Genomic DNA, 1,344 nt, shown 5'->3' on the forward strand with positions numbered 1-1,344 from the left:
CTTGACCGTCTCCGTCACCGGATTCTGATCCGGATGGAACTTCTTGATATTTTCCATTCGTGCTTTCATGCCCGAATACAGGAAAATACTGTAGCGATTGGGATTATTTTGTAAAACGTAATCTGCACAGCGGCCGACAATGACACATGGCTTTTGTGCAAGCTCTACGATGGTCTGAGATTGCAAAATAAACATACGGTCATCGGAATCCGTGATGGTTCCAAAGCCTCCAAGGCCAAACGGAAGCGGATTCTTCGATTGATTCTCCATTTCATTCAGACGATCTTCGTCAATATTGTGCTGTTTTGCAGTCATTTCGACGATTTCGCTGTCATAAAAAGGCACATCCAGCAGAGCAGCCAGTCTCTTGCCTATATCATGACCACCGGTGCCGTATTCGCGGCTGATGGTAATAACCATATCCTGTTTCATATCTCTTCTCCTTTTAGAAGCAGCCCAGATAGAGACAATGCTCTATCTGGGTTCGTTCTGTTATCAGCCAATCTCATCCAGCTTAACCGGACGGCCTTCCTTCAGAGACTTTGCAGCAGCCATGGCGATCTTAACCGGCTGAATGCCGTCAAAACCATTGACCGGTGTCTCGGTATCGTTGAGAACTGCCTCGGTAAATGCCTTCGCCTCAGCAATAAATGCATTATTGTAACGCTCCAAGAAGAACCAAGTCGGCTTTGCAACCTCTACGCCTTCTGCGCTGGAAATCATAGCGGTGTCATTCAGATCATTGGATACCTGTACGCATCCCTTATCGCAATGTACTTCGGTACGCTGGTCGTAACCATAATGAGCAGCACGGCTGTTATCGATAACGCCCAGCGCGCCGTTTTCAAACTTCATCATAACGATTGCCGTATCTACATCGTCGTACTGGTCATAGCCTGCGCCGGACAGTGCTGCGCCGTAAGCGGTAACTTCGGTTACTTCGCTGCCTGCCAGATAACGAACCATATCAAAATCATGAATGGTCATATCCATGAAGATACCGCCGGAAACCTTGATGTAATCCATAGACTGATGGTCTGGATCACGAGAGGTTACCTTGACGATGTTCGGCTTACCAAGTCTGCCGGAAGCAACCGTGTCACGAACCATCTTATGGTTGTGGTCAAAGCGGCGAACGAAACCAACTTGCAGCTTTACGCCAGCTTCCTTAACTGCGTCCAGTGCTTCCTGAATCTTATCCAGCTTGGTGTCAATCGGCTTCTCGCAGAATACATGCTTGCCAGCCTTTGCAGCGCGGATGATAAACTCAGCGTGTGTGCTGGTGGAAGAGCAAATAAATACCGCTTCGATAGACGGATCAGAGAAAATCTTTTCCGGATCATC

The 1,344-nt window shown here is 47.9% G+C and carries 2 protein-coding genes; both read right to left on the minus strand.

The window, feature by feature from the left end; translation table 11 throughout:
* Positions 1–432 (minus strand): AAA family ATPase (locus ACR0P9_RS12725; protein ID WP_432620711.1); only part of this gene is annotated, 432 nt, incomplete at its 3' end.
* A gap of 63 nt (positions 433–495) precedes the next feature.
* Positions 496–1,344: inositol 2-dehydrogenase (gene iolG, locus ACR0P9_RS12730; RefSeq protein WP_432620713.1), on the minus strand; the 849-nt coding region annotated here is incomplete at its 5' end.

The sequence above is a fragment of the Butyricicoccus sp. genome, assembly GCF_050872565.1.
Classification (GTDB): domain Bacteria; phylum Bacillota; class Clostridia; order Oscillospirales; family Butyricicoccaceae; genus Butyricicoccus_A.